The sequence below is a fragment of the Banduia mediterranea genome (assembly GCF_031846245.1).
In the GTDB taxonomy this organism is placed as follows: domain Bacteria; phylum Pseudomonadota; class Gammaproteobacteria; order Nevskiales; family Nevskiaceae; genus Banduia; species Banduia mediterranea.
In genome coordinates, this window is record NZ_JAVRIC010000006.1 from 26,765 (window position 1) to 44,619 (window position 17,855).

At 64.6% G+C, this 17,855-nt stretch carries 21 protein-coding genes; 18 read left to right on the forward strand and 3 right to left on the reverse strand.

Annotated features, from left to right (window positions below; translation table 11 throughout):
- The first annotated feature begins 8 nt into the window (after positions 1-8).
- The 12 genes from ffh to RM530_RS05900 all read left to right on the forward strand — a co-directional run bounded on the left by ffh (position 9) and on the right by RM530_RS05900 (position 10,518).
- Positions 9-1,373 carry a signal recognition particle protein gene (gene ffh / locus RM530_RS05845; protein WP_311364280.1) on the forward strand — a complete coding sequence of 455 codons (1,365 nt, stop codon included), beginning with the start codon at positions 9-11 and terminating at the stop codon, positions 1,371-1,373.
- Between the two features lie 114 nt (positions 1,374-1,487).
- The gene (locus RM530_RS05850) at positions 1,488-4,004 is read left to right on the forward strand and encodes a DUF1592 domain-containing protein (protein WP_311364281.1); all 2,517 of its coding nucleotides are present in this window, start codon (positions 1,488-1,490) and stop codon (positions 4,002-4,004) included.
- On the forward strand, positions 4,001-5,320 hold the full coding sequence (locus tag RM530_RS05855) for a DUF1552 domain-containing protein (protein WP_311364282.1): 1,320 nt from the start codon (positions 4,001-4,003) through the stop codon (positions 5,318-5,320). Before RM530_RS05850 ends, RM530_RS05855 begins: the two co-directional genes overlap by 4 nt.
- Positions 5,317-5,829 carry a TlpA family protein disulfide reductase gene (locus RM530_RS05860; RefSeq protein ID WP_311364283.1) on the forward strand — a complete coding sequence of 171 codons (513 nt, stop codon included), beginning with the start codon at positions 5,317-5,319 and terminating at the stop codon, positions 5,827-5,829. The genes RM530_RS05855 and RM530_RS05860 overlap by 4 nt, the downstream gene beginning before the upstream one ends.
- Positions 5,826-6,041, forward strand: coding sequence for a DUF4266 domain-containing protein (locus tag RM530_RS05865; protein WP_311364284.1), 216 nt, complete (start codon positions 5,826-5,828; stop codon positions 6,039-6,041). Before RM530_RS05860 ends, RM530_RS05865 begins: the two co-directional genes overlap by 4 nt.
- Positions 6,041-7,219: a DUF3570 domain-containing protein gene (locus RM530_RS05870; protein WP_311364285.1), complete on the forward strand. Its 1,179-nt coding sequence runs from the start codon at positions 6,041-6,043 to the stop codon at positions 7,217-7,219. Before RM530_RS05865 ends, RM530_RS05870 begins: the two co-directional genes overlap by 1 nt.
- Positions 7,220-7,253: 34 nt before the next feature.
- Entirely contained in the window at positions 7,254-8,129 is an 876-nt protein-coding gene (locus RM530_RS05875) for an FAD:protein FMN transferase (protein ID WP_311364286.1), read from the forward strand.
- Positions 8,130-8,226: 97 nt separating this feature from the next.
- Positions 8,227-8,487, forward strand: coding sequence for a 30S ribosomal protein S16 (gene rpsP / locus RM530_RS05880; protein WP_311364287.1), 261 nt, complete (start codon positions 8,227-8,229; stop codon positions 8,485-8,487).
- Positions 8,488-8,503: 16 nt separating this feature from the next.
- The gene (gene rimM, locus RM530_RS05885) at positions 8,504-8,983 is read left to right on the forward strand and encodes a ribosome maturation factor RimM (RefSeq protein ID WP_311364288.1); all 480 of its coding nucleotides are present in this window, start codon (positions 8,504-8,506) and stop codon (positions 8,981-8,983) included.
- A 14-nt stretch (positions 8,984-8,997) separates the two neighbouring features.
- Positions 8,998-9,735 carry a tRNA (guanosine(37)-N1)-methyltransferase TrmD gene (gene trmD, locus RM530_RS05890; RefSeq protein ID WP_311364289.1) on the forward strand — a complete coding sequence of 246 codons (738 nt, stop codon included), beginning with the start codon at positions 8,998-9,000 and terminating at the stop codon, positions 9,733-9,735.
- A gap of 11 nt (positions 9,736-9,746) precedes the next feature.
- The gene (gene rplS / locus RM530_RS05895; protein WP_311364290.1) at positions 9,747-10,094 is read left to right on the forward strand and encodes a 50S ribosomal protein L19; all 348 of its coding nucleotides are present in this window, start codon (positions 9,747-9,749) and stop codon (positions 10,092-10,094) included.
- Positions 10,095-10,362: 268 nt separating this feature from the next.
- Positions 10,363-10,518, forward strand: a complete 156-nt coding sequence (locus RM530_RS05900; protein WP_311364291.1) for a hypothetical protein — start codon at positions 10,363-10,365, stop codon at positions 10,516-10,518.
- A 242-nt stretch (positions 10,519-10,760) separates the two neighbouring features.
- Here the strand turns inward: RM530_RS05900 and RM530_RS05905 are convergent, their stop codons facing one another.
- Positions 10,761-11,378 (reverse strand): glutathione S-transferase family protein, encoded by a 618-nt coding sequence (locus RM530_RS05905; RefSeq protein ID WP_311364292.1) that lies wholly within the window; start codon positions 11,376-11,378, stop codon positions 10,761-10,763.
- A 241-nt stretch (positions 11,379-11,619) separates the two neighbouring features.
- On the opposite strand from RM530_RS05905, the gene RM530_RS05910 reads away from it, so the two are divergent.
- Positions 11,620-12,603, forward strand: coding sequence for a bile acid:sodium symporter family protein (locus tag RM530_RS05910; RefSeq protein ID WP_311364293.1), 984 nt, complete (start codon positions 11,620-11,622; stop codon positions 12,601-12,603).
- A gap of 31 nt (positions 12,604-12,634) precedes the next feature.
- Here RM530_RS05910 and RM530_RS05915 read toward each other — a convergent pair whose 3' ends face one another.
- A complete protein-coding gene (locus RM530_RS05915) occupies positions 12,635-12,961 on the reverse strand; it encodes a DUF1840 domain-containing protein (RefSeq protein WP_311364294.1) in 327 nt (108 codons plus the stop codon).
- Positions 12,962-13,108: 147 nt separating this feature from the next.
- On the opposite strand from RM530_RS05915, the gene RM530_RS05920 reads away from it, so the two are divergent.
- The 5 genes from RM530_RS05920 (at position 13,109) to RM530_RS05940 (ending at position 16,749) form a co-directional block, all read left to right on the forward strand.
- Positions 13,109-13,342 (forward strand): hypothetical protein, encoded by a 234-nt coding sequence (locus tag RM530_RS05920; protein ID WP_311364295.1) that lies wholly within the window; start codon positions 13,109-13,111, stop codon positions 13,340-13,342.
- 252 nt (positions 13,343-13,594) lie between these two features.
- Positions 13,595-14,866, forward strand: a complete 1,272-nt coding sequence (gene egtB / locus RM530_RS05925) for an ergothioneine biosynthesis protein EgtB (RefSeq protein ID WP_311364296.1) — start codon at positions 13,595-13,597, stop codon at positions 14,864-14,866.
- A 36-nt stretch (positions 14,867-14,902) separates the two neighbouring features.
- Entirely contained in the window at positions 14,903-15,919 is a 1,017-nt protein-coding gene (gene egtD / locus RM530_RS05930; protein WP_311364297.1) for an L-histidine N(alpha)-methyltransferase, read from the forward strand.
- Positions 15,920-15,962: 43 nt separating this feature from the next.
- On the forward strand, positions 15,963-16,487 hold the full coding sequence (gene sodC, locus RM530_RS05935) for a superoxide dismutase [Cu-Zn] SodC (protein WP_311364298.1): 525 nt from the start codon (positions 15,963-15,965) through the stop codon (positions 16,485-16,487).
- Positions 16,488-16,503: 16 nt separating this feature from the next.
- Positions 16,504-16,749 carry a hypothetical protein gene (locus RM530_RS05940; protein ID WP_311364299.1) on the forward strand — a complete coding sequence of 82 codons (246 nt, stop codon included), beginning with the start codon at positions 16,504-16,506 and terminating at the stop codon, positions 16,747-16,749.
- A gap of 7 nt (positions 16,750-16,756) precedes the next feature.
- Here the strand turns inward: RM530_RS05940 and RM530_RS05945 are convergent, their stop codons facing one another.
- Positions 16,757-17,800: a phosphatase PAP2 family protein gene (locus tag RM530_RS05945; RefSeq protein WP_311364300.1), complete on the reverse strand. Its 1,044-nt coding sequence runs from the start codon at positions 17,798-17,800 to the stop codon at positions 16,757-16,759.
- Positions 17,801-17,855 lie beyond the last annotated feature (55 nt).

The window sequence follows — 17,855 nt, forward strand, 5'->3', positions numbered from 1 at the left end:
TGTCGCTCATGTTTGAATCACTGAGTTCCCGTTTAGGCAATACCCTGCGCGCGCTGTCCGGCAGCGGACGCCTGACCGAGGACGACGTCAAGAACGCCTCGCGTGAGCTGCGCATGGCCCTGCTGGAAGCCGATGTCGCGCTGCCCGTGGTGCGCGATTTCGTGGAGCGCGTGCGCGCCCGCGCGGTCGGTGCCGAAGTCACGCAAAGTCTCACCCCGGGGCAGGCCTTCCTGCGTATCGTCCAGCAGGAACTGGTCACAACGCTCGGTGGCGAGACCCAGGGACTGAACCTGCGTGCGCAGCCGCCGTTGGTGATCCTGATGGCCGGCCTGCAGGGCTCGGGCAAGACCACCACCAGCGGCAAGCTCGCGCTGCGGCTGAAGGACGTCGACAAGAAGAAGGTCATGCTGGTGTCCTGCGACGTCTATCGTCCGGCCGCGATCGAGCAGTTGCGGATCGTGGCCGAGAAGATCGGCGTCGAATGTTTCCCGAGCGCGGTCGGACAGAACCCGGTCGACATCGCCAGGGCGGCGCTCGATCACGCGCGCAGGGCCTATGCCGAGGTCCTGATCGTCGATACCGCAGGTCGCACCTCGGTGGATGAGGCGATGATGCAGGAGATCGCCGCGCTGCATGCCGCGATCGAGCCGGCCGAAACCCTGTTCGTGGTCGACAGCATGACCGGCCAGGACGCCGCCAATACCGCCAAGGCCTTCGCCGACCGTCTGCCCTTGAGTGGCGTGGTGCTGACCAAGGTGGACGGCGATGCGCGTGGCGGTGCCGCGCTGTCGGTGCGTACCGTCACCGGTGCGCCGATCAAGTTTCTTGGCGTCGGTGAGAAATCTTCGGCGCTGGAAGTGTTCCACCCGGATCGTATCGCCTCGCGCATTCTCGGTCAGGGCGATGTGCTCAGCCTGATCGAGGAAACGGTCCAGAAGGTGGACCGCGACAAGGCCGAAAAGCTCGCGCAGAAACTCAAGAAGAACAAGCGTTTCGACCTGGAGGATTTCCGCGACCAGATGTTGCAGATGCAGAACATGGGCGGCGTCGGCGCGATGTTGGAGAAACTGCCGGGCGGGGCGCAGATGCAGGCACAGCTGGCCAAGGCCAATCCCGAGAAGGAAGTCGGACGCTCGATCGCGATCATCAATTCGATGACGCGCCGCGAGCGTCGCTTCCCCGATCACATCAAGGCCTCGCATCGCCGTCGCATCGCGGCCGGCAGCGGCACCCAGGTGCAGGACGTGAACCGGCTGCTGCGCCAGTTCGACCAGACGCGCGACATGATGAAGAAGGTCGCCAGTGGCGGCATGGGCAAGTTGATGCGCGGTCTCGCGGGGCGCATGCCGCCGGGCATGATGCCGCGCCGCTGACGCCGTTCGGCCGTGTAAAGCTGCCGGTCTTCCGGGCCACCAATGCGCTGGCACCCATTCTGCTGACAGAATCATTCAACAACGTCAGGGAACGGCGGATTGGGGAAGGGGCCGATGGAACGTCTGATTTTCAGGTGCTTGATGGTGGCGATGCTGGCGCTTTCCGCCGGTTGTGGCGACTACTCGGGTAGCACGGATTCCGGTGACGGCAGCCAGGACGAGGCCGATGACGGCGCTCAGTCACCGGGCGCCGGCGGCGGGGACGAGCCGGGCGGCTCCGACAACGACGACGACGCCGAAGATACCGGTGGCGAGACGCCTGACGCGGACTCCGGCGGCGATGCCGGCAATGATCTCGTCAACGGCAAGGATCTTTACGCCAGCCAGTGCCAGAGCTGCCACGGCGCCAGTGGCCAGGGGGGCGTCGGTCCTTCGCTGACCAGCGCTTCGAGCTGTCCGAGCTGCGCCAGCTTCGACACGCTGTGGGTGCGCATTCGCGACACCATGCCCTCCAGCAATCCCTCAAGTTGCGACGAAGCCTGCGGCCGGGACGTTGCGGCCTACATCATGAATGGCTTCTCCACCGAATCGCCTGACGGCGGCGGCAGCGATCCGGACGAGCCGGGCTCGCCCGACACCCCCGACGAACCGGATGACCCCGATGCGCCCGATGAACCGGACGAGCCCGGTGGGCCCGACATGCCGGACGAGCCGGAGCCACCGGCGGCGACCTGTTCGGTCGAGTTCAGCTACCAGAGCGTCTGGAACACCGGTTTTGTCGCTGACGTCACGATCCGCAACTTCAGCGGTGCGGACGTCGACGGCTGGGCGGTCGAGTTCACGTTCCCCAACAATCAGCTCATCACCAACGACTGGAACACCGTGCTGTCGCAGTCCGGCGCGGTGGTGCGCGCGCTGCCCGAAAGCTACAACAGCGCGATTGCCAACAACGGCAGCACCAGCTTCGGGTTCCAGGGAACACACGACGGTATATCGGAATTGCCGCAGGATGTGCGGCTGGATGCGCCGGGTTGCACCACCACGGCGCCGCCGGATGGCGGCGGCGATACCGGTGGCGGTGAGGACGAGCCGGTCGCCTGCGGCGAGGTGCCGGCCGCGCCGCGGCTGCTGCGCTTGCTGACGCGCTGGGAGTATGAACGCACGGTGCATGACCTGACCGGCCTGAGCGGGAACTTTGCCGAGAATTTCCCCACCGAGGCGCGCATCCAGGGCTATGACAACAACGCCAAGGTCGCGTTGGTCACCGATCGACATGTGGACGAATACGTCGTCGCCGCCGAGGACATCGGCGAACGCGCCGTGGCCGAGCGCAAGAGCGCATTGCTCGGTTGCGACCCGGCATCGGATTCGAATTGCGCACGCAGTTTCGTGGAGGGTTTCGGGCGCCTCGCGTTCCGCCGGCCGCTGACGACGCAGGAGCGCGACCAGTATCTCGAGCTGTTCGATTCCAGTCTGTCGGCAACGTTCGACGAAGGCATGTCGCTGGCGATCGCCGCGTTTCTGAGTTCGCCGCAGTTTCTGTACCGCTCCGAGACCGGCGTCGATATCGGAAACGGCCGCTACCGGCTCGGCGACTACGAAATCGCCAGCAGCCTGTCCTATCTGCTGTGGGGCAGTCTGCCGGACGAGGATCTGCTGCAGGCTGCCGACTCGGGTGCCCTGCGCGAGGCCGAAGGGCGCCTCGCCCAGACCGAGCGCATGCTGGCCGACCCGCGTGCCCGCGAGCGCTTCGCGGATTTCGCCACGCAGTGGCTCGGTACCGGCTATCTGCTGGGTTCGTTCAAGGATCCGGAGATTTTCCCCGGCCTCACCGACGAGGTACGGCGAGCCATGGTCGAGGAGCTTTCGCGGTTCGTGAACCACGTCGCCTTCGATTCCACGGATGGCACGCTGGACGAGCTGTATTCGGCGGATTACGTGTTCGTCAACGGTCCCTTGCGCCAGTACTACGGATTGCCGGGTTCGAGCACGGACGCCAACTTTGTGCAACAGCCGGCGGACGCGACCCGCGGCGGTATCCTGGGCCTGGGCGCCGTTCTGGCCTCGCACGCGCATTCGAATGAATCCTCGCCGATCAAGCGCGGCGTGTTCGTGCGCGAGCGGCTGTTGTGCCAGGATCTGCCCGACCCGCCGCCGGACGTGGATACCACGCCGCCGGGTCTTGACCCCACGCTGACCACGCGCGAGCGTTTCGCGCAACATACTTCGGACCCCAACTGCGCGGCCTGTCACCAGTACATCGACGGCACAGGATTTGGTTTGGAACGCTATGACGGTGCCGGCGGCTATCGCACGACCGAGAACGGTCTGACGATCGACGACTCCGGCGAACTGGTCGACCGGGAAGGCTTCAACACCGGTACCAGCGACGCCTTCAGCGGTCCGCTGCAACTGGCCGAGATCGTGCGCCAGACCGAGGCGGCGCGCGCCTGTGTCGTGCAGCAGTACTACCGCTACAGTCACGGCTACGTCGAAACCGGGTCCGACGAATGCGCGCTGGAGGAACAGCTCGCCGAGTTCGCCGACGACGACTACAGCCTGCGCAGCCTGCTGTTCAATACCGTGGCTGCCGATGAATACATTTTGCGTCGCGCGGGAGACAACGAATGAGCACACACGATCCTGTCCGCCGACGCCTGCTCAAGGGTGTACTGGCCGGTGGTCTGACCGCGCCGCTGGCCGGCCTGCTGGCGCGCTCCGCGCGCGCCCAGTCCGGCGGTGCCGCCGCCAAGGTGATCTTTGTCTACATTCCGGACGGTTGCTCGCAACCGCATTGGCACCCGAGTGGTAGCGAATATGATTTTTCGCTGCCGGCGATGACGCAGCCGCTGGCCTCGGTCAGCGACGATCTGGTATTCGTGCGCGGTCTCAACATGTACTCCGGTGGTTCCACGCATGAAGGCGGTATCCGCAAGGTGCTGACGGCCACCAACGAGGTCTCGCTGGACGTCTTCATCGGGCAGTACTACCGCGAGCAGAGTGCGCATGCCTCGATCCACCTTGGCGTGGCGTCCTCGCACGAGAACGGCGCCGGCTACGTGTCCTATCTTGGCGAGGAGCAGCCGATCACGCCGGAAGACAATCCCCTGCGGGCCTTCGAGCGCTTGTTCGGAACGCCCGGCGAAGTCAGCGACATCAGTGCGCGTCGGCGGCTTTCGATACTCGATGCCGCGCAGGAAGACCTTGCGCGCATCCGCTCACAACTCGGCCAGACCGAGCGCGACAAGCTGGAATTGCACGAGGAATCGCTGCGCGCCGTGGAGAACCGGGTGCTGGCTTCGGCCGAGGAGCCGATCGGCAGTTGCGCCAATCCGGACTGGAACCGCAGCGGCTGGGCCGTGCCCGAGGGCTACAACACCTATCCGAACTACTGGAATCGCGACGACCAGTTCGCCGAGGTTTCGCGCTTGCAGCTCGACCTTTCGGTGCTCGCGCTACAATGCGACTTGACGCGCGTCGTCACCCTGCAGTTCTCGCACGCCGTCAGTCCGACCAGCCTCGCAGACGAGATCGGCATCGATCAGCGTCACCACGATTCCTCGCACTATGACGCCAGCAATGAGGACTCGATCCAGAACTTCATCGGCTGGAAGCGCTGGTACTGCGCGCAGTTCGCCTATCTGGTGAACGCCCTCAAGAACGTGGAGACCTCGAATGGCAGCCTGTTGGACGATACCGTGATCTTCCTGTGTTCCGAGCTGGGGCACTCCTCAAGGCACGACCATCGCGACATGCCGTTCGTGCTGGCGGGGCGCGGCGGCGGTCTGGGAACCGGTCGCTTCCTCGACTTCCGCAGCGCCAACGGCGGAGACGGCGAGTCGCATTCCAAATTGTTGGTGTCGCTCGGCAATGCGGCGGGTATTCCGATAGAAAGCTTCGGATACACCGGCCACGGAAGCGGCCCGTTGTCGGGGCTCTACACATGAAGGTACTGAAGATTCTGGGAATGTTGTGCGCACTGCACGGCGGGTCCGCGCTGGCGGCGGCGACGGTGGGCGCCGTCGCGCCACCTGCCGCGGGCACGGCGCTGATCGGCGCTCAGCCGCTGTCGCTCGCCGACTATCGAGGCCGCTGGGTGCTGGTTGATTTCTGGGCCTCCTGGTGCGGCCCCTGCAAGCTGTCGCTGCCGGCGCTCGAAGAACTGCGGCAGGAACTCAAGAGCGGCGACGATGCCGAGCGCTTCGAGATTCTCGCCGTCAATCTCGACAGCAACCCCGCCCTTGGGCGCCGCTTCCTGGAACGACATCCCGTGAGCTATCCGGTGCTCAGCGACCCGGACGGCAGCATCGCCGAATCCTGGGCGCTGCCGGCGATGCCGACCTCGTATCTGATCGCCCCGGATGGCCGCGTCTCGCAGGTGCATTCCGGTTATCGTGACGGCGACCAGGCGCGCCTGCGTACATTGTTGCTCGACTCCTTGAAGGACACGCCGTGAATCGCCGACTGATTTCCCTGATATTGCTCGGCAGTGTGTTTCTGCCTGCTTGCAGTACCGTTCAACCCTGGCAACGCGGAGAACTGGCGCAAGTCTCGATGGCCTGGGATCCGGACCCGATGAAGGCCGCGTTGAACTCACACGTTTACGACAGCAAGGAAGCCTCCAGCGGCCGCATCGGCCTGGCCGGCGGCGGTTGCGGCTGCAACTGATGGCAGCCGAGCGCGGGCGCCGGCTGGCCGCGCTGACGGCCGCCGCCCTGGCCCTGCCGGCGGTCCAGGCCTCGGCGCAGTTCCGTGACGAGGCGCAGCAACTGTCGGTGCGTTACAGCAGTTACGGCGAAGGCGATCTGCCGGCGGCTCAACCCGAGCAGTCGCGCTTCGATATCGACATCTGGCAGCTGCGCTACGGCACGCCCATACTCGAACGATCCCGATTGACCATCGATGGTCAGTACGAAACCCTGTCCGGCGCCTCGCCGTGGTTCATCGAGCCCGATGAGAACGGCGACCCGGTTCAGATCATGTCCGGCGCGACGATCGACGAGGCGCGCGGCAGCCTGGGTCTGGATCTGCGCAGCTACGGTGAGGGGCGCGAGTACGCCGTGTCGCTTGGCGGTTCGGTGGAAGACGACTACAGCTCAATCAATCTGGGTATCGACGGGCACTTCGAACTGCCCGGCAAGCAGAGTTCGCTGTCTTTGGGCATCGGCAGCTCGCGCGATCGGATCGAACCCACCGATGGCGGCAGTACGCGTTATCCGCAGCGGCCGGTGTCCGAGGACAAGTCCAGCTACGACGCGGTGCTGGGCTTCACCTACATTCTGAATCCGGTCACCGTCGTTCAGACCGGTCTGAGTCTTTCGCGTTCCAGCGGCTATTTGTCCGATCCCTACAAGCTGGCCTACGTCGCCGGCGAGATCCGGCCCGATGCACGTCCCGATGCGCGCAACGAACTCGCCTGGACCACCCGCCTGCGCTACCGCATCACCGCCTGGGCGGGGTCGCTGCACCTCGACTATCGTTACTTCGACGATTCCTGGGGCATACGCTCGCATACCGTGGACTTCGCACTGCACAAGGACTTCGGCACGCGCCTGAGTCTGGCGCCGCACCTGCGCTGGTACAGCCAGAGTCAGGCCAAGTTCTATCAGCCCTATTTCCTGGCCGAACGCGATGACGGTTACTACTCCAGCGACTACCGCCTGTCGCCGTACGGCGCCGTGACCGTGGGTCTGGACCTGAGCTGGCGCTTCGGCGAACAGGCGTTGCGGTTGTCGTTGGAACACTACGAAGCCAGCGCCGACACTGCCGCCGGCGACGTCCAGGTCGAAAATCCCGGACTGGTCGATTTCACGATGATGACCCTCGGCTTTGACTTCCGCCTCTGAGGGTCTTGCCGGCGCATCGCACGAGTTTCGTGCCATGGCCTGCCCCTGCCGGATCCAGGTGTTCCATGCGGACGCGGCGCATGCGCGGCAGCTCTGCGAGCGGATGCGCGACGAGGTGCTGCGCATCGAGGCCAAATACTCCCGTTATCGCGACGACAGTGCGCTGTCGCGGATCAACCGCTCGGCCGGTGATGAGCGTGGTGTTGTCGTCGACGATGAAACCGCGGCGCTGCTCGACTATGCAGCGGCGGCCTGGCGGGAAAGTGACGGCAAGTTCGATCCCACCGCGGGCATCCTGCGCCGGGTCTGGAATTTCCGGGACCGGATCGTGCCCGCCGCCGAGGCGGTCAGTGCGCTGCTGCCGAACATCGGCTGGCAGCGCTTGCACTGGCAACGGCCCCGTCTGAGCCTGCCGCTGCCCGGCATGGAGCTGGACTTCGGCGGCTTCGGCAAGGAGTACGCCGCCGACAGCGCCGCCGGTATCGGGCTTCAGGCCGGCATCCTCAGCGGCATCGTCGATCTGGGGGGCGATGTCCGTCTGCTGGGGCCGCAGCCCGACGGCAGGCCATGGCGCATCGGCATTCGCGACCCGGCGCAAGCGACGCGCGCGATCGCCTCACTGACGCTGGAGCGCGGCGCGATCGCCACCAGCGGAGACTACGAGCGAAGTTTCGAGCTTCGCGGGCAGCGCTACAGTCATCTGCTCGACCCGCATGACGGTTGGCCGGTACAGGGTTACGCCAGCGTTTCGGTGCTCGCCGGCCAGTGTCTGATTGCCGGCACGGCGACCACGACCGCCGTGCTCAAAGGTATCGAAGACGGCCGGAAATGGCTGGAATCGCTGGGTTTGCCGTGGCTGGCGGTGCATCCTGATGGCCGCATCGAACGCGGTCAGGCACCGGTCATCTGACGGATTCGCCGCAAGCCTTTCCTTTTGCTTCGAAATCGCTACAATACGCGGCCTTTCGGCGGCCCCACGGTCGCATTGTGGATTTTTGAAAAATCTTATGGTCAAGATTCGTCTCGCGCGTACCGGCGCCAAGAAGCGTCCGTACTACCACATCATTGCGACCGACAGCCGTAGCCGGCGTGACGGTCGTTTTCTTGAGCGCCTCGGGTATTACAACCCGAACGCCTCGGGTCAGGAACAGAAGCTGCTGGTCGATCTGGAGCGTCTCGCGCATTGGCGCGGCAACGGCGCCCAGGTGTCCGAGCGTGTCGAGTATCTGGTCAAGATCGCCCCGAAGCCGGAGGCGGCCGCTGCCTGAGCCTGAACAGCGCCAGGTGACGCTGGGTCGCGTCGCTGGCGTGTTCGGCGTGAAGGGCTGGGTTCGCATCCAGTCATACACCAGGCCCGCGGACAATATTTTCGAGTACGCGCCCTGGAACATCGGCGGCACGGTCTGGACGATCGACGAAGCACAGGAACACGGTCCCGGTTTCATCGTGAGTCTGGCCGGCATTGCTGATCGGGACGCTGCGGCGGCCATGATCGGTTCCGAGATCCAGGTTCCGCGATCGGCGCTTCCAGAGCCCGAACCGGGGCAGGTCTACTGGGCCGACCTGATCGGGCTCGAAGTGGTTTGCGAAGACGGCCAGCCTCTCGGGGTGGTCGAATCGTTGTTGGAGAACGGCGTGCAGGACGTACTCGTGATCCGCGGCGATGGAAGGCAGCACCTGGTACCGCTGGTGCGCGGGCCGATCGTGAAGTCGATCGACGTGACGCAAGGGCGGATCATCGTTGACTGGTCGCCGGAATACTGAGCGGGGCCACAGGGATGAAGATCGAAGTGCTGACGCTGTTCCCGGAGTTGGTGGAACAGATCACGCGCTACGGTGTGCCGAGAATTGCGGTTGAGGGCGGGCATCTGCAAGTGGGTACGCGCAATCCGCGCGACTACAGCGGAAACCGTCATCGACGGGTCGATGATCGCCCTTATGGCGGTGGACCCGGGATGGTCATGCAGGCCGAGGCGCTGGCGGCGGCGATTGCCGAATCCAGGACGCAAGTCGGTCCGGCACAGGTGCTGAGCCTGAGCCCGCAGGGCCAGCCGCTGAGCCAGGCGCTGTTGCGCCGGCTCGCGGAGCAGCCTGCGATCATCATGATCTGCGGCCGTTACGAGGGGATCGACGAGCGTCTGCTGAAGGCGGAGGTCGATCTGGAGGTATCGCTGGGCGACTTCGTGCTGTCCGGCGGCGAGATCGCGGCCATGGCCGTGATCGACGGCATCGCCCGGTTGTTGCCGGGAGTGCTGGGGCACGAGGATTCGGCCGAGTTCGATTCGTTCTCGGCGGGACTTCTGGATCACCCGCATTATTCGCGGCCCGAACAATGGCGCGAGGCGGAGGTTCCGGAAGTATTGTTGTCGGGCGATCATGCGCGGATAGCGCGCTGGCGCCGCAAACGCGCCCTTGGCGCGACGTGGTTGAAGCGGCCGGACCTGTTGGACGGCCTGGAACTTGACGAAGATTCGAAACAACTGTTGCGGGAATTCATCGCGCAGCGGGAAGAGTAAAAGGCGAAGCCATGAGCAAGATCATCGAGCAGATCGAAGCGGAACAGATGTCCAAGACCGTCCCGGATTTCCGCGCGGGCGACACCGTCGAGGTGAAGGTCAAGGTCAAGGAAGGCGAGCGTGAGCGCCTCCAGGCCTTCGAGGGCGTGGTCATCGCCAAGCGTAGCCGGGGCCTGCATTCGGCGTTCACGGTACGCAAGATGTCGCATGGCGAAGGGGTGGAACGTGTGTTCCAGACCTACAGCCCGCAGCTGGCCGAGATCAACGTGAAGCGCCGCGGCGCCGTCGCCCGCGCCAAGCTCTATTACCTGCGTGATCGCACCGGCAAGGCTGCGCGCATCAAGGAAAAGCTGGGCTGAAAACAGGGCGGGCGGTGCCGGTGTCCGTCTGACGGGCATTGGTCCATCACGCAGGACAAGGCCGCCGCGGGGAATCCGCTGCGGCCTTGTTCGTTTGGAGTTCACAGAAACTTACGAAACCGGCCTCGCGAACCGTCGGCGCGATGGACTTGGCTCGCGTTACCAGTGCTTTCGACCCGGAAGGAGCACTGCCGTGACATTCCCGACCCTCACTTCGGGCGCAAGCCGTTGCCGAACCCTGGTTGCCGTCGCGGCCATTGGCATAGGCATGAGCGCGCTGTCCGGTTGCGGCAGCATGGCGCGTGAGCGCATCAGCCAGCGCCTGGATGATCGCTTGCAGTTCGATCAGATCGATACCGATCGCAACGGTTGCATCAGCCCCGGCGAACTCGAGCGCTTCAAGCAGACGCTGGTGCAGCGCTAGGCTGAAGTTCTCGCCATAAAACGGCGACAAAACTCCATCCTTCAATAAGTTACGCTCACTTCCAGATTCACACTTCTGTCTACAACGTAACTCATTGAATTAGGCAGGCAGGGTGGGCACGCTACGCTTTGCCCACCCTGCCTGCTCTCACCCAGCGCTCGCATTCGCGAGGGTAGGTCGGCTTCAGCCGCGCGTGTTTCTGCCGCCCACGCGCCTGGTCAGCCGGCGTCCGGCCCGTACCATCATGACAGTCGTGGTGGTCGGGCCATCGGGGTGTGGCCTCGCTGCCCGGCGACGCGATCCAGCCAGGCCCGGATGGAGGGATACGGTTCGAGCCTGAACCCACCGTCGGCCGCCGCATGGGTATAGGCATACAAGGCGATATCGGCGATGCCGAAGCGGTCTTCGACGAAAAACTGACGCCCGCTCAGGTACTGTTCCATCACCGCCAGCGCCTGCCTGCCGCGCTCGTGCAGTTTGGGCAGTTCCGCCCGCCGTTCGTGATCCGGCGGAAGAAATCCGCAGATGTAGCGCGCCACCGCGATATAGGGTTCATGGCTGTACTGTTCGAAGAACAGCCATTGCAGGGTCCGTGCGCGCGCCAACCGCGGACCGGGCCATAGCCGCGTGTCCTCGGCAAGGAAGCAGAGGATCGCGTTGGATTCGGCGAGCGTTTCTCCATTGTCCAGTTGCAGCACCGGTACCCGGCCGTTTGCATTGAGTGCGAGGAAGTCCGGCTGGCGACTGGCACCGGTGGTGATGTCCACTTCCTGCCAGTGAAACGGCAAGCCCAGATGATCGAGCAGCAGTCGCAGCTTGTGGCAGTTGCCTGAGCTGGACATTCCGTAAACGGTATACATGCGGCTTCCCGGGAATTGCGGCGCCGTGATGATAGCGGCTATGGAGCCGACCGGGCTGCGTCGCCGCTTTCATTTGCAGGCCGATACGGGATTAGCGGCCACGCCGCAAGCGCACCCCACCGAATGAATCCGCTGCGGCATGGCCGTTCCCCCCTTCTCCCACAAGCGGGCGAGGGTCGGTGGGCATCACGAAGTGCGTGATTCACGTTAATATCGGTCCCGTCGATTGCCCGATCCCCTGATGCTCCGAAAGCTGCTGCCCGATACCTACGTGATCGCCTTGCTGAGCACGGTGGCCTTGGCGAGCCTGCTGCCGTGTCGCGGCGATGTGGCGGCGATGCTCGGTGTGCTGACGCATGTGGCGATCGCCGTGTTGTTCTTTCTGCACGGCGCGAAGTTGTCGCGGGAAGCGGTTGTTGCGGGCTTCACACATTGGCGCCTGCATCTGACGACGCTGTCGGTCACCTTCATACTGTTTCCCGTGCTGGGCTTGGCGGCGCGTCCGCTGTTGGCCCCTTGGGTCGGCGATACGCTTTATACCGGCGTGCTGTTCCTGTGCATGCTGCCGTCAACGGTGCAGTCCTCGATTGCCTTCACCGCGATGGCGCGCGGCAATGTGGCGGCGTCGGTGTGTGGCGCCTCGGCGTCGAACCTCCTTGGCATGTTCGTCACACCGCTGCTGGTCGGCCTGTTCGTGGCCCAGGGCTCGGGTGCGATATCCACCGACGCGATCGGCAGCATCCTGGTGCAGTTGTTGCTGCCGTTCATCGCCGGACAGGTCGCGCGGCGCTGGATCGGGGGCTGGGTAAGGCGTCGCGCTCCGGCGCTCAGGTATGTTGACCAGGGCTCGATCCTGCTGGTGGTTTACACCGCGTTTTCCGCAGCGGTGGTCGAAGGTTTGTGGTCCAAGGTCGATGGTCCGGCACTGCTCGGTCTGCTGGCAATCAGCGCACTGCTGTTGGGTGTGGTGATGCTGAGCACGACCTTCGGTGCGCGCATTTTGGGCTTCAGTCGCGAGGACGAGATCAGCTTCGTGTTCTGCGGATCGAAGAAAAGCCTGGCTACCGGCGTGCCGATGGCGAAGGTACTGTTCGCGGCGCCGGAGGTCGGCATGATGGTGCTGCCGTTGATGCTGTTTCATCAGTTGCAGCTGATGGTGTGCGCGGTGCTGGCGCAGCGCTACGCGCGCGCCGAAACGCTCGACGCGGCCAGCGAGCGGGCCTAGGGTCTGGCCGAACGATCGCCGGCTGCATCGTTCAGACTCCCCAGGTCACGGCCACGTTCTTGCGCTGCGAGCGCTCCAGCATTTCGATCAGCGGCCAGGCGCGCCGCGCCAGATCGACCGGTATCGGCTGGTCTTCGTCGTCTTCGCCGTTCTCGGCGTTGTCTTCGTCCTGCTCGACCTCCGGCTTGCGCCGCTCGCTCTCGATCGCGGCGCGCAGGGCCGATACGGCCGCCGGAATCTCTTCCGGGGCCAGTGCGCCGCGTTCCGCGTCGGGTTTGCCGATGATTTCCAGCAGGCGGCGGGCGTGGGTCTGCAGCATGGCGATCTTGGCGGCGGCCGGTGACGAGAACTGGATCATCTGGGGCTCTCTGCGTGTGGTGGATCGCGGCAGTCTAGTCGCAACGCCCTGAACGGCGGGCGCGGCGATGCCAGCCGCGGCTGCTCAGCCGTGATTCGGGCAGCGGCATGCACACTGCCGTGCACGCTTGAGCAGGGACCCCACCCGATGCAGTACGCAGACGCATTCCTTCGCGAAATCGAATCATTCCTGGGCTGGAAGCTGGATGCCGGACGTCAGGATCAGGCCATGCGATGGCGCGGCCAGGGTCAGTCGGCCGAGGCCATCGCGCAGCGATTCGAGAAGCTGCGCGTGGCCGGCGACACGCTCAACGATCCGAGCATTCCCGTGCGGGACGATCCGCCGACCCGGCCTCAGGACGACGATCCGGCAGAATTCTGAGCGCCGGTGCCGTGTCGGAACCTGTCAGCAGGAAATCGCCAGCGTGTTGCCAGCCCAGGGTGTTGCCAGCGTGTTGTTTTTGCTGGATCAAAGGACTCCAATCGGAGGGCGGAGGTTTCATTCGCAGTTCATGATCGGCGACGCACACTGGCGGTCCAGCCAGGAACCCGATTAACGTGGTGCGAGGTTCCGCCTCCATACCAGAAGACGATCTGAATTCAGATGTTCGTCGCGCATCGCCGATAGGGAACAATGCTAGATACGATCTGCACAGCCCAAAGCGACATCGTCGAAGCCTACCGCTTCGTGCGCGACCGCAGTCTCAAATTGATTGCGCCCCTGTCGGCGGAAGACACCGTGGTGCAATCGATGCCGGATGTCAGTCCGACAAAGTGGCATCTGGCACACAGCAGCTGGTTCTTCGAGCAATTCCTGCTGTCCTCGCAATGTGGCTACGAGCCCTTGCGGCCGGGCTGGCAGTTTCTGTTCAACTCCTACTACGAATCGGTGGGGCCTCGGCACAACCGCGTGCAGCGCGGACTGCTGTCGCGGCCGACACTGGCCGAGGTGATCGAATACCGCCATCGCGTCGATGACGATATGGCGCCCGTGTTGGATCGGGCCGCTTCCGATCCCGAGCTGGCAGCGCTGATCAACCTGGGGCTGCATCACGAACAGCAGCACCAGGAGCTGATGTTGACCGACATCAAGCATGTCTTTTCGGTCAATCCGCTGGAGCCTTCCTATCAGCGTGAGGCGCCGTTCGGATTGCCCGGCCACGCCTTGCCGATGCGCTTCGTGCGCGGCAGCGCGGGTATCGTCGAAATCGGACATCACGGCGAGGGATTCGCGTTCGATTGCGAAACGCCGCGTCATCGCACGCTGCTGCATCCCTACGAAATGGCCGATCGGCCGGTCACCAACGACGAGTTTCGCGACTTCATTCGCGACGGAGGCTACCGCACGCCAAGCCTGTGGATGTCCGAAGGCTGGGCCAGGGCGCAGGCCGAAGCCTGGGCCGGGCCAATGTACTGGGATGCCCAGGCGGAAACCGAATTCACCTTGGCCGGCCGGCGCGAGATCGACCCGTATGCGCCGGTCTGTCATGTCAGCTATTACGAGGCGGATGCGTATGCACGCTGGGCCGGCGCACGCCTGCCGCGCGAGTCCGAGTGGGAACACCTGACCGAAACCCGCGTCGATGTCGATGCGCAATTGCGGGCCGCCAATTTCGCCGATGCCGGGTTTTTGCACCCCCAGCCGGCGCAACGTGACGAAGGCCTGCTGCAGTTGTTCGGCGATGTCTGGGAGTGGACCTCAAGCCCCTACGTCAACTATCCCGGCTACAAGCCGCTGCCGGGCGCGCTCGGCGAATACAACGGCAAGTTCATGTGCGGGCAATGGGTGCTGCGTGGCGGCTCCTGCGTCACGCCGGTGGGCCATCTGCGCGCCAGCTACCGCAACTTTTTCTATCCCCCTGATCGCTGGCAGTTCATGGGGTTCCGTCTCGCCAAGGATGCCTAGTCCTAAAGAAGCAGTGGAAACAAGGAGAGCCTGCGCATGAACCGAGCTGTGCAAGCGACAAGACTCAGGGAAACCGATTTCAGGCAGTTCAGCCTGCCGGACGACGACTTTGCCAGCGAAGTGATTCGTGGGCTTTCGGGGCGCCCCAAGCGCCTGCCGTCGAAGTACTTCTATGATGCCGAAGGCTCGGCCTTGTTCGAGAAGATCTGCGATCAGCCCGAGTACTATCTGACGCGCACCGAACTCGAGATCATGCGCGACCAGGCCGCTTCGATGGCCGCGGCGCTGGGTCCTGACGTGCGCCTGATCGAATTCGGCAGTGGCGCCGGCCTCAAGACCCGCCTGTTGCTCGAAGCCTTGCGCAATCCGGTGTGCTACGTCCCGATCGAGATTTCGCAAAGCGCGCTCGACGACAGCGTGGCGCAGCTGCGTGAGGACTTTCCGCAGGTGCAGATGCAACCGGTTTGCGCCGATTTCACGCAGGCGCTGTGTCTGCCGCGTCCCGCACGTGAGCCGCGACGCACCGTGATCTATTTCCCCGGTTCGACCCTCGGCAATTTCGCGACATCGGAGGCCGACGCCTTGCTGCACGGGATGCGTCTGAGCATGGGTCCGTATGGCGCGGCACTGGTCGGACTGGATCTCAAGAAGGACATCGGCAGCATGGAGGCGGCCTACAACGACGCTGCCGGCGTCACCGCCGAATTCACGCTCAACCTGCTGGCCCGGATCAACCGGGAGCTCGAAGGCGACTTCAAACTCGATCGCTTCGAGCACCAGGCGCGCTACAACCCCGAGGCCGGACGCATCGAAACCCGGATCATCAGCCGCTTTGATCAGGCGGTGCGCGTGTCAGGCCAGGACGTCAGCTTCCTCAAGGGCGAGGCGATGCTGGTCGAATACAGCACCAAGTATTCGCTGGACGACGTCGAAGGTATGGCCGCACGCGCCAAGCTGCATGCGACGCGTCGCTGGTTCGATCGGGATCGACGCTTCTGCGTGCAACTGCTCGAACGCACGCCCTTGTCTTGGAGTGCGCACGCCGACGCTTGAAACACGGTCCAGGTCCCCATCCAACCCAACCGGAGACAGCGACATGAACAGCAGAATTCTCAATGCCTGCGCTCTCGCCAGCCTGATGCTGTGCGGCGCCGCCCATGCCGAATCCAGCGTGGTGATGCACAGCGTCAGCGCCGAGGGTGTCGGCAAATCGCTGGGCGCCGTCACACTCGGCGACACGGAATACGGTGTGGTGCTGACGCCCAAGCTTGGCGGCTTGCCGCCCGGCCTGCACGGCTTCCACCTGCACGAAGGGGCGAGCTGCGCGCCGGCGAGCAAGGACGGCAAGATGACCGCCGCCGCGTCCGCCGGCAGTCATTACGACCCCGAGGAAACCGGCATGCACGGCCTGCCTTGGGGCGAAGGCCACCTCGGCGATCTGCCAGCTCTGTACGTCACGGCCGATGGCGCGGCGGTACAGCCTGTGCTCGCGCCACGCCTGGAGATGGCCGATCTTGAAGGCCACGCGCTGATGATCCACGAAGGCGGTGACAACTTCTCCGACCACCCCGAGAAGCTGGGCGGCGGCGGTTCGCGCATCGCCTGCGGCGTGATCGAGTAAGCCGGCGTCTGCGAGCATGAGTGTCCAGCAGGTTTACTGGGCGGTGGCCTATCCGGTGCTGGCCGCGGTGCTGGCCGTCGGCGCCTTGTTGCTGATCAAGATCGTGCGTCATCGGCAGGCGGCGAAGGATGCGCGTCGGCTTGATGCCGTGCCGGCGCAGCCGATGAGTCGCGATCAGGCGCGCGCACTGATCAGGCGCTATCTGTACGGCGCCGGTCCGATACTGTTCGTGCTGGCGCTGGTCGGCGTGGCCTTGGCCTGAGCGCCACTCAACCTTCGTCCTCCTCCTCGGCTTCGTCGTCATCATCCGCTTCGTCCTCGGACGACAGCGGCGGCAGCTCGCCGAGCGTGGCGCTGGCGCGTGCTTCGCGATAGCGATCCAGCGTCTCATCCAGATGGAAATACGCATTCCAGACACTCGCCAGCGTGACGCTCAACAGCGCCACGCCGGCGAGCGCCCGTGCCTTGAGCCTTGTCGTGCCATGAAAGCGGATGAATGCGGCACTGAACAGCGCCACCCAGGCCAGGCCCAGCGCGTAACCGGCCACCACGTCGGACAGCCAGTGCACGCCCAGGTACAGGCGCGAGAATCCGACCATGCAGATCAGCACGCTGGCACCCGCGAACAGCGGCAAGCGCAGGTTCCAGGGGCGTTGCCAGGCAAGCAGTACCGTCAGGAATCCATACATCACTGCGCTGCCGGCGGCGTGACCGCTGGGAAACGAGTAGCGGTCGAAACCTTCGTAGATATTGCCGGGGCGATCACGCGAAAGTGCCCATTTCAGCAATACCACTGAAGCCCGTGCGGCCAGCGCGGCGGCGAGCCAGTAGGCGATCACCGCCCATTGTCGGCGCCACGCCAGCCAGGCCGAGATGCTCAAGGCCAGAGGTACGGTGACGATGGCGCCGCCGAGCCCTGTCAGGACCACCATCAAACGGTCCACGGGCTCGCTGTGCAGTGACTGGAGTGCGCTCCAGACGCTGCGGTCGAGGTGCAGCATGGTCTCGCCTTCGACCACGGATTCGGCGATTTCGAAGAACGCCATGCCGCATACCAGCAGGATCAGGCTGGCCACCAGCAGCGCCGCAAGTTCGCGCTGATCCCGGTCGAGCAGCGGCAGCAGTGCGCGCGCCGAGAGGCCGCCGCGATTCGCTGCCAGCCGGATGATCGCCAGACGAATCCGGTCGAGCCCGCGCAGCAGCGGATTCAGCGCAAGTACGCTCAGACGTGCCAACAGCAACAGCGCGGCGAACAGCAGGAACAGGCTCAGGACCGCCAGACCGAGGCGGTTCGGGCTCAGCGAATCGAGCATGTCATCGCCACCGGCATGCGAAAGGGCGTCCAGGGGATGGAGGCTTCGCCTTGTC

Bases quoted from the DNA above. Each gene is read 5' to 3' on its own strand.
- RM530_RS05940 (WP_311364299.1), top strand. From the start codon at position 16,504: ATGAGTGTCCAGCAGGTTTACTGGGCGGTGGCCTATCCGGTGCTGGCC.
- egtD (WP_311364297.1), top strand. From the start codon at position 14,903: ATGAACCGAGCTGTGCAAGCGACAAGACTCAGGGAAACCGATTTCAGG.
- RM530_RS05875 (WP_311364286.1), top strand. From the start codon at position 7,254: ATGGCCTGCCCCTGCCGGATCCAGGTGTTCCATGCGGACGCGGCGCAT.
- rplS (WP_311364290.1), top strand. From the start codon at position 9,747: ATGAGCAAGATCATCGAGCAGATCGAAGCGGAACAGATGTCCAAGACC.
- RM530_RS05900 (WP_311364291.1), top strand. From the start codon at position 10,363: ATGAGCGCGCTGTCCGGTTGCGGCAGCATGGCGCGTGAGCGCATCAGC.
- RM530_RS05905 (WP_311364292.1), bottom strand. From the start codon at position 11,378: ATGTATACCGTTTACGGAATGTCCAGCTCAGGCAACTGCCACAAGCTG.
- RM530_RS05855 (WP_311364282.1), top strand. From the start codon at position 4,001: ATGAGCACACACGATCCTGTCCGCCGACGCCTGCTCAAGGGTGTACTG.
- RM530_RS05945 (WP_311364300.1), bottom strand. From the start codon at position 17,800: ATGCTCGATTCGCTGAGCCCGAACCGCCTCGGTCTGGCGGTCCTGAGC.
- trmD (WP_311364289.1), top strand. From the start codon at position 8,998: ATGAAGATCGAAGTGCTGACGCTGTTCCCGGAGTTGGTGGAACAGATC.
- RM530_RS05870 (WP_311364285.1), top strand. From the start codon at position 6,041: ATGGCAGCCGAGCGCGGGCGCCGGCTGGCCGCGCTGACGGCCGCCGCC.
- rpsP (WP_311364287.1), top strand. From the start codon at position 8,227: ATGGTCAAGATTCGTCTCGCGCGTACCGGCGCCAAGAAGCGTCCGTAC.
- ffh (WP_311364280.1), top strand. From the start codon at position 9: ATGTTTGAATCACTGAGTTCCCGTTTAGGCAATACCCTGCGCGCGCTG.
- RM530_RS05850 (WP_311364281.1), top strand. From the start codon at position 1,488: ATGGAACGTCTGATTTTCAGGTGCTTGATGGTGGCGATGCTGGCGCTT.
- egtB (WP_311364296.1), top strand. From the start codon at position 13,595: ATGCTAGATACGATCTGCACAGCCCAAAGCGACATCGTCGAAGCCTAC.
- RM530_RS05910 (WP_311364293.1), top strand. From the start codon at position 11,620: ATGCTCCGAAAGCTGCTGCCCGATACCTACGTGATCGCCTTGCTGAGC.
- RM530_RS05860 (WP_311364283.1), top strand. From the start codon at position 5,317: ATGAAGGTACTGAAGATTCTGGGAATGTTGTGCGCACTGCACGGCGGG.
- sodC (WP_311364298.1), top strand. From the start codon at position 15,963: ATGAACAGCAGAATTCTCAATGCCTGCGCTCTCGCCAGCCTGATGCTG.
- RM530_RS05920 (WP_311364295.1), top strand. From the start codon at position 13,109: ATGCAGTACGCAGACGCATTCCTTCGCGAAATCGAATCATTCCTGGGC.
- RM530_RS05915 (WP_311364294.1), bottom strand. From the start codon at position 12,961: ATGATCCAGTTCTCGTCACCGGCCGCCGCCAAGATCGCCATGCTGCAG.